Origin of the sequence: Clostridium sp. (genome assembly GCF_032552055.1) — a bacterium.
GTDB lineage: Bacteria > Bacillota > Clostridia > Clostridiales > Clostridiaceae > Clostridium.
The window spans coordinates 1-8011 of sequence record NZ_JAWGSV010000142.1 but is presented as its reverse complement, the minus strand read 5'-3'; the positions used below and the strand labels follow the sequence as shown (position 1 = coordinate 8011).

General features: G+C 29.1%; 10 protein-coding genes. 8 read left to right on the top strand and 2 right to left on the bottom strand.

Translation table 11 applies throughout. The annotated features are described in order from the left end of the window. The 7 genes from E6248_RS16415 to E6248_RS10290 form a co-directional block, all read left to right on the top strand. Positions 1-173 (top strand): TPR end-of-group domain-containing protein (locus E6248_RS16415; protein WP_396335147.1); only part of this gene is annotated, 173 nt, incomplete at its 5' end. Positions 174-459: 286 nt separating this feature from the next. Next, complete coding sequence (locus E6248_RS10315) at positions 460-1392, top strand: 4Fe-4S dicluster domain-containing protein (RefSeq protein WP_316340722.1); 933 nt, start codon at positions 460-462, stop codon at positions 1390-1392. A 30-nt stretch (positions 1393-1422) separates the two neighbouring features. After that, on the top strand, positions 1423-2310 hold the full coding sequence (locus tag E6248_RS10310; RefSeq protein WP_316340721.1) for an RnfABCDGE type electron transport complex subunit D: 888 nt from the start codon (positions 1423-1425) through the stop codon (positions 2308-2310). A gap of 4 nt (positions 2311-2314) precedes the next feature. Then, the gene (locus E6248_RS10305) at positions 2315-2929 is read left to right on the top strand and encodes an RnfABCDGE type electron transport complex subunit G (protein WP_156626016.1); all 615 of its coding nucleotides are present in this window, start codon (positions 2315-2317) and stop codon (positions 2927-2929) included. A 21-nt stretch (positions 2930-2950) separates the two neighbouring features. Continuing rightward, entirely contained in the window at positions 2951-3664 is a 714-nt protein-coding gene (locus E6248_RS10300; RefSeq protein WP_316340720.1) for an electron transport complex subunit E, read from the top strand. A gap of 13 nt (positions 3665-3677) precedes the next feature. Then, positions 3678-4256 (top strand): electron transport complex protein RnfA, encoded by a 579-nt coding sequence (locus E6248_RS10295; RefSeq protein ID WP_156626018.1) that lies wholly within the window; start codon positions 3678-3680, stop codon positions 4254-4256. A 12-nt stretch (positions 4257-4268) separates the two neighbouring features. After that, positions 4269-5066, top strand: a complete 798-nt coding sequence (locus E6248_RS10290) for an RnfABCDGE type electron transport complex subunit B (RefSeq protein WP_316340719.1) — start codon at positions 4269-4271, stop codon at positions 5064-5066. A 99-nt stretch (positions 5067-5165) separates the two neighbouring features. Here E6248_RS10290 and E6248_RS10285 read toward each other — a convergent pair whose 3' ends face one another. Next, the gene (locus tag E6248_RS10285; protein ID WP_316340718.1) at positions 5166-6446 is read right to left on the bottom strand and encodes an FAD-dependent oxidoreductase; all 1281 of its coding nucleotides are present in this window, start codon (positions 6444-6446) and stop codon (positions 5166-5168) included. 271 nt (positions 6447-6717) lie between these two features. After that, positions 6718-7038: a cytochrome C biogenesis protein gene (locus E6248_RS10280; RefSeq protein WP_316340717.1), complete on the bottom strand. Its 321-nt coding sequence runs from the start codon at positions 7036-7038 to the stop codon at positions 6718-6720. Between the two features lie 258 nt (positions 7039-7296). Between E6248_RS10280 and E6248_RS10275 the strand changes: the two genes are divergently transcribed. Continuing rightward, positions 7297-7749 carry a transcriptional regulator, SarA/Rot family gene (locus tag E6248_RS10275; protein WP_316340716.1) on the top strand — a complete coding sequence of 151 codons (453 nt, stop codon included), beginning with the start codon at positions 7297-7299 and terminating at the stop codon, positions 7747-7749. The last annotated feature ends 262 nt before the right edge of the window (positions 7750-8011 follow it).

Here is an 8011-nt window from a genome sequence, read left to right as displayed (position 1 = left end):
ATAATAGATGTTGTTTTTATATAAATGCAGGTGAATATAAAAAGGCAATAAAAGATTTGTATAAAAGTATTGAATTAAATAGTTTTTTTCTTGAATATATGATAAAGGATAAAGAAATTAATAAATTAAGAAAGTTTGATGAATACAAGGATTTAATAGAAAGTAAGTTTTAATATAAAACTTACTTTATTTTATTAAACTAGTAAAAATGTAATAGTTTAATATGGATTTGTTAGAAAAATGTATAAAATATTAGTGAAAAATATTTGAACAATTTGTTAATTCGATTATAATTATAATTGCTTTAAGTTGTTCATAAGATGCTTTTATGTTAATATTAGAACGTTGTTAAATTGAGATTTTAAATAAATACCAGTTTAACTATGAAATTATTAGTAATTTTTAAATGTTAATTTATAATAAGCTGTCATTAAGACAGTCATTATAGGAGGGTTTATAGTGTTATGTAATCTGTTTAATAATGTAAATGTTTCTAATAAAATGTTTATATTAAAAGATGCTAAATTATGTGAAGTCTTAAACGAAGAAAATACTGATTTGGAAAGCTTTACTAAAGATTTGCAAGAAAAAACAAAAGAAACTGTAGAAAAGTTTAAAGGAAAAAAAGTTATTATTAAAGCATTTAGCTTTCAACCTAATTTAAATGGGTATAAAGTTATTGCTAAGGAAAGAAAAGAAGATTTAAAAGTTGGTTTTGAAAAACTAAAGGGACTATGTGACTTGAAAGTAGTGGTATCAAAAGAAGATAAAGAACTAATTACTTCTCTTAAAGAGTTTAGTGATGTTACTACTGTAAAAAGAATAGAAGAGTTAAACGGTAAAAAATTAGCAAGTAAGATTTTCTCAAGTAATGATAATGTTCTAATCATTGATATTGTGGATGTTATAAGAATAGGACAAGTATCTAAAGGTCAAATAGCTGAAAGTTTTATAACTGTATATGGAAGAGCTGTAGAAGGTAATAAAGTTTTAGCTTTAAAGAAAGAAGCTACATATAGAGAAATATTTGAAACAATTAATGGAAATGTAGATAGCTTAGCTAAGGTTGTTGATGGTGGATCTCTTAATGGAAAACAAGTATATAATTTAGATAATAAAATAACATCTGAAACAAGAAGTATTTTATTTTTATCTACAGAAGATTTACCTTCAAATGAATCTTATAGCTGTATAAATTGTAGTAAATGTTTAAGAGTTTGTCCTGAAGGATTAAATCCAATTAAACTTTATGACTTATATAAAAGAAATGAAAAAGAAGAGTTTATAAAGTTTGGTGGGGATAAATGTATAGATTGTGGCTTATGTAGTTATGTTTGCCCATCTAATATTGAAATTGCACAAGCAATTAAAACAGCAAAAACTTTTCAATAAATTAAGAAAATCTGAATAGGAGTGAAGACTGTGGAAAAGAATAATCTTAAAATATCTCCAGCACCTTATATTAAAAAAGGTCTAGAGATTAATAAGATAATGATAGATTTTATTATTGCTTTAATTCCAGCAATTTTTGCGGGTATTTATTTTTACAAAATAGATGCAGTTAAAATAATTGTAGCAACTATTTTAACTTCTATAATTGCAGAAGGAATTTGGAATAAATATGTTAAAAAGACAAGGTTTATTACTGATTTAAGTCCTATTGTTTTAGGTATATTAGTGGCTCTTGTTATGCCTACTCATGTGCCTTTATGGATTCCTATAATAGGATCAATATTTGCTAGCATAGTAGTTAAGCAATTCTTTGGTGGACTTGGTCAAAACTTTATGAACCCAGCTGCAGCAACTAAGGCATTTTTAATTGCTTCTTGGGCAGGGGTTATGGCAAAGCCTGCAAGTGATGCAACAACATCAGCAAGTGCGACAGAAGTAGTAGTACCTTTAATGGATAAGATTATAGGACAAGCAACTGGAAATATAGGTGAAGTATCAATTTTAGCTTTATGCTTAGGTGGATTATACTTAGCATTAAGAGGTAGAATTAGTTTAAGAGGTCCAGTAGCATTTATAGCTTCATCTATGATTATGTACAGTGTATTTGATAAAGACTTATTATTACCTGGAGCATTTTTCTTAGCTGCAATATTTATGACTACAGATTATGGAACTACTCCGATGACAAGAGTAGGACAATATATATTTGGAGCTATTGCAGGAGTTTGTGCATCAGTAATTGCAGTTCAAGGATTTAATCCAGAAGGTCCTTATTATGCAATAATAATTATGAATTTATGTACACCTCTTATAGATTATTTAACAACTAAAAAATATAAGGTTAAGAAGGAGGCTTAATGTTATGAAGGAAAATTTTAAGCTAGGAGGAATCCTTCTTGTTATAACTATGATTGCTGGATTATTATTAGGATTTGCTAATGATTTAACTAAGGAAGCAATTATAGAAAATTCTAAAATCAGCAAAGAAGATTTAAATTATATAATGCCAACGGCTGAAAAAATTCAAGATATGGATGTTGAATTAGCAGAAGAAGGAAGTATTAAAGAAATATATGAAGCTGTTAATGGAAGTGATGTAGTAGGTTATGTTTTAAAAGTTACTAGTAAGGGCTTCCATGGACCAGTAGATTTTGTAGTTGCAATTTCAAAGGATGATAAAGTTTCAGGTGTTAAAGTATTAGCTCATAGTGAAACACCAGGCCTTGGAGCAAAAATTTCTGAGGATAAGTTTATATCAAGATTTAAGGATAAGCCAGCTACAGGACTTTTAGAGGTTGTAAAAGTTACTCCTAATAAAGATATTGAAGTAGAAGCTATTTCAGGAGCAACAACTTCAAGTAAGGCATCTGTTACAGCAGTAAATGAAGCTATCACTTTTTATTTAGAAAATATAAAAGGTGAAGAGGTAGAACAAAAGGAAGAAACTGATGCTGACACAAGTGCAAGTGCCAATTAGTAATTAATTAGGAGGAAAGTAATGAATAAATTAATTGAAAGATTAAAAAATGGAATAATAACAGAAAATCCAATTTTTGTTCAAGTTTTAGCTATGTGTCCAACTCTAGCAGTTACAACTAGTGCTAAAAATGCATTAGGTATGGGACTAGCTTCAACAGTAGTATTAATATTTTCTAATATGATGATTTCAGCAATTAGAAAACTTGTTCCTGATAAGATTAGAATACCTGCTTACATAGTAGTTATTGCATCTTTTGTTACTATTGTAGATATGTTAATGCAAGGATATATTCCAAGTCTTTACGCATCACTTGGTATATTTATTCCACTAATAGTTGTTAACTGTATTATTTTAGGTAGAGCAGAAGCATATGCTTCAAAAAATAAAATTTTACCTTCAATATTTGATGCTATAGGTATGGGATTAGGTTTCACTATTGCATTGTTTTTAATAGGTACTTTTAGAGAAATTTTAGGTGCAGGTCAAATACTAGGATTACAAGTAATACCTGAGGCTATTAAGCCAGCTTCTATAATGATATTAGCACCAGGAGCTTTCTTTACATTAGGAGGGCTTATGGTAGTGTTAAATGCTTACAATATAAATAAAGCTAAGAAAACTGGTGAAGAAGTTAAGACTTTAGAACATAGTTGTGGAAGTTGTTCAGGATGTGGTACTGGTGGATGTGGTACTTCAGATAAATTAGAAATAAAAGATATTAAGAAAAACTAGAGGGGTGTAACTTATGGAATTGTTTATGATTTTTATAGCAGCAATGCTAGTAAATAACTTTGTACTATCTAAATTCCTAGGGATATGTTCATTCCTTGGAGTTTCTAAGAAAAAAGATGCAGCAATAGGAATGGGACTTGCTGTAATGTTTGTAATGATATTAGCTTCTATTATGTCATGGCTTGTTTATAATGGCATACTAGTAACATTTGAACTTGAGTATTTAGATACTATTGCTAATGTATTAGTAATAGCTGCTTTAGTTCAATTTGTTGAAATGGCTATGAAGAAGCTTTCACCAGCCCTTCATAAGGCATTAGGTATATATCTACCACTTATTACTACTAACTGTGCAGTTCTAGGTATGGCTACTCTTAATATACAAGAGGGATATACATTTATAGAATCTGTAGTTAACGGATTAGGGGCATCATCAGGATATATGCTATCTATAGTTCTTTTAGCATTTATTAGAGAAAGAATAGATAATAATGAAAACATACCTGTTGTTCTAAGAGGGTTACCAATTACATTATTCACAGCAGCATTAATGTCAATTGCCTTTTTAGGATTCCAAGGATTAATACACTAAGGGAGGGTTAATATGAATATTTTATATGCAACTTTAAGCTTAGGAGTATTAGGATTAGTTTTTGGAGTGCTTTTAGGTTTTGCATCAAAGGCTTTTGAAGTAAAGGTTGATCCTAAAATACCTAAATTAAGAGAATGTTTACCAGGTGCTAACTGTGGTGGTTGTGGATTTGCTGGTTGTGATGCTTATGCAGAAGCAGTAGTAATGGAAGGCGCTAAGCCAAATCTATGTTCAGTTGGTGGTGCTAAAACAGCAACTGATATTGGAGAAGTTTTAGGAATATCAGTAGATGCAGCTGAAAAAATGACTGCTTATGTTAAGTGTAATGGAGATTGCGATTCAGCTAAGAATAGATATGAATTAGAAGGGGTTACAGATTGTCTTACTGCTTCATTAATGATAGATGGTGGAGCTAAATCATGTTCTTATGGATGTTTAGGACTAGGAACATGTGTAAGTGTATGTGAATTTGGAGCATTAGATATAGTTAATGGTGTTGCAAAGGTAAATGTAGACAAATGTACAAACTGTGGAGCATGTATTAACATCTGTCCAAAAGGACTAATAGAATCTGTACCTGTATCTAAGAAGGTAAGAGTAGAGTGTAATAATATTGAAATAGGAAGACATGTTAAGGAAAACTGTTCATCTGCTTGTATAGGATGTAAGTTATGTGAAAGAAACTGTCCAAAGGATGCAGTTCATGTAACTAATAACCTAGCGAAAGTAGATTATGATAAGTGTATAAATTGTCAAATTTGTACTAAGAAGTGTCCAACAGGGGCGATAAAACTTGCAATTAACGGTTAATAATTAGAAATACTAAAAGAAACTCCAATGAAATATTGGAGTTTCTTTTTTAATGTAAAAAATAGATTTCTTACAAATTAGTATACTTTTTCGTATTAATTATTGATTCTTACTAGGGTTGAATATTCCTATTAGAGATAGAGATTTAACCCTATCTTTAATTTTTTCTTTATCTATAGTATATAAATTTAATTCCTTCATCCTATCGAAGTATTCACCACCTGAGAAGGTATGTCTTATGCTTTTACCATTTTCTATTTCTAAGGTTTCATTTGCGTAAGCAATGATATCACCTATTGAGATTTCGCGAGGTAAGGTTAATAAATCCTCACCTAAAATAAGTTTTACAGCATTATATCCAGCTAAAGCTCCAGTTGCTAAAGCTTCAGTATGGCCTACGAAAAATCCTGATTTTTCTCCAGCACAAAACATATTATTTAAGCCAAGTACCTTCATTGTATTTTCCCTAGGACTTGATGCTAAATATCTGATGGAATTAGAAGTGCCACCTGATAATGGATCAATATATCTAGCGTTTTCGAGCCCTTTTATTTTTCTTAGTTTATCTATAGGATAATATGAAGTCATTAGCTTAATATGACCAGTGTCTAAGAGAATAACATTTTCTGCAAATTCTTTAAGGGCATATTGCTGACATACTTTTTGGCTTAATTTATCTAAATTTATATCTTCTTTAGGTATAGGTAGAGTAGCTACTCCGTTAATACGTAATTCCTCTAATAGTTCATCAGATAAAGATTCTCTAGGCATTTCACAAGAGCCGCTCATAGCACCTGGAGTACCATTAGATCTTTCTCCTATAATATCTTTGATACCTGCCTTTAAGCTTAAACTTTCTCTACTGCCGAAGGTAGGGCACCTTAATATACACATGGAACATCCATTGCCATATTTATTACAATTACTCATGGAACCTGTAGAACCTGTGGTTTCTACAAATACATCTCCATGAACAAAAGTACCATCAGCTAACTTAATGCTTTTAATAGAATTATCTTCTAATAAAACATTTACTGCTCTTGATTTAAAATGAATGTTTATTCCAAGAGATTCTATATATCTTCTTATTATAGGTTCAGCCTTTCCTATATCAGTTAAGCTAGCATGCTTATGACCTGAAAAATCAACATTAGTATGAAGAGCTAAAGCATCCATAATATCAATAATTTCACCAGCACCAACATTTATTAATTCTTCAGCGGCAGTAAATCTTCCGTTATTTCTCATTATGCCACCTACATTACCTACACCTAGTAGCATATCTGATCTTTCAATAATATGAACATCAGCTTTCATTTTTCTTGCTTGGATGGCAGCTTGACATCCTGCAAAGCCTCCGCCAATTACAACAACTTTCATTATTTTTACCTCTAAAATTACTGTTTATATTAAAATATTCTATAATTTTTAAAAAGGTTCATTATAATGAAAGTAATTTTAAAATGCAAAGCATTTTAAATGAAAAAATTAAGGAATGAAAGAATGAAAAAATGAAGGAAGAGGTTTTGCAATGCAAAACCTCTTTTGTTTCAAAGATTTCCTAAAGAATCTGTAAGGATTTTTTTAGATATTCTTTCATTTTTTAATTTTTTCATTCTTTCAGTAATAAAATGCTTCGCATTTTATTACATTAGTTTATTACTGGGATTATGTTATAGACTGGTTCTTCATAAGGATGTATTTCTTTAATTACGTTTATTACTTCTAAAGCTAAATCTTTGGAGCATCTAAATTCCATCTTAGCTTCTTTTTCAATAGATAAGGAATTTACTTTTCCTAAATAAGGCTTAGAGTCTTTTAAAGGTCTATAATACCCTGTTACTTCTGTAATAGAAATACAATTATCATAATTTCCAATAGTAAGGGCATCGGTTTTGTTAATTCCTTCTCTGAGTTTTTCAACAAAATCAATAGGAATATATATTTCAAATTTAACCTTTGTATAATTCATAATATTAACCTCCTAATTATGACTATAATTAAATAATAGACTATTTACATTAAATAGTAAATAATTAAATAAAATTTAAAAATGTAAATAAAATGAATAGTTTTTAGGACTAAGTTCTCATATTTACAAGGTTTGTTAAAATAAAATGTTTGATTATCAAAATATTTTCTTAAATACTATATATTCAATTGAAATTTATTAGAAATTAGATTATTATTTAATTAAGTAACGATAGAAAAAAGGATGGGATAATTAATTATGCAAAAAGAAACTAGTGTAGTTAATGAGTTATTAGTAAAAATATTTAATGAGATTCTTCAAATAGAAGAGAAGACTTTAAAGAGTGGTTATTTTTCTGACCTTTCAGTTAGAGAAATGCATACTATTGAAGCAATAGGTAGTAAGTCAAAAAGAATGATGAGTGAAGTAGCTCAAGACTTAGGGATAACTGTTGGAACATTAACTACATCTATTAATAGATTAATAAAAAAAGGATATGTTGAAAGAAGTAGAATAGAAGAAGACAGAAGAGTGGTTTTAGTTGAATTAACTAAAAAGGGGAAGGTTGCCAATAGACTTCATGAAAGATTCCATAATGAAATGGTAAAAGAAATGATGAATGGGTTACTAGATGATGAAAAAGAAGTTCTTATCACTTCTCTTAATAAGTTAAATAAGTATTTTATTGAAAAGTGTGAATCAATAAAGTAATATATAAGTTGTAATAAAGTTTTTACATTTAATAAGTTATATTTAATGAATAAAATATGATAGTTAACGAAGTGTGTATTCAACTTATATAAAATTTAAAAAAATCTATGCTTTTAACTGATGTAATTTACTTTAAATTATTTTTAACTTAAAATTCTATAAGACTAGAAGGGTTAAATTATTTATTAAAACATAGATTAGTAAAAGAAGTACAGGAGGATAATTTGATGAAGGCAAGTTTAGAGGTTGCCAAGTATGCAGC

Bases quoted from the DNA above. Each gene is read 5' to 3' on its own strand.
- E6248_RS10305 (WP_156626016.1), top strand. From the start codon at position 2,315: ATGAAGGAAAATTTTAAGCTAGGAGGAATCCTTCTTGTTATAACTATG.
- E6248_RS10300 (WP_316340720.1), top strand. From the start codon at position 2,951: ATGAATAAATTAATTGAAAGATTAAAAAATGGAATAATAACAGAAAAT.
- E6248_RS10295 (WP_156626018.1), top strand. From the start codon at position 3,678: ATGGAATTGTTTATGATTTTTATAGCAGCAATGCTAGTAAATAACTTT.
- E6248_RS10290 (WP_316340719.1), top strand. From the start codon at position 4,269: ATGAATATTTTATATGCAACTTTAAGCTTAGGAGTATTAGGATTAGTT.
- E6248_RS10285 (WP_316340718.1), bottom strand. From the start codon at position 6,446: ATGAAAGTTGTTGTAATTGGCGGAGGCTTTGCAGGATGTCAAGCTGCC.
- E6248_RS10280 (WP_316340717.1), bottom strand. From the start codon at position 7,038: ATGAATTATACAAAGGTTAAATTTGAAATATATATTCCTATTGATTTT.
- E6248_RS10275 (WP_316340716.1), top strand. From the start codon at position 7,297: ATGCAAAAAGAAACTAGTGTAGTTAATGAGTTATTAGTAAAAATATTT.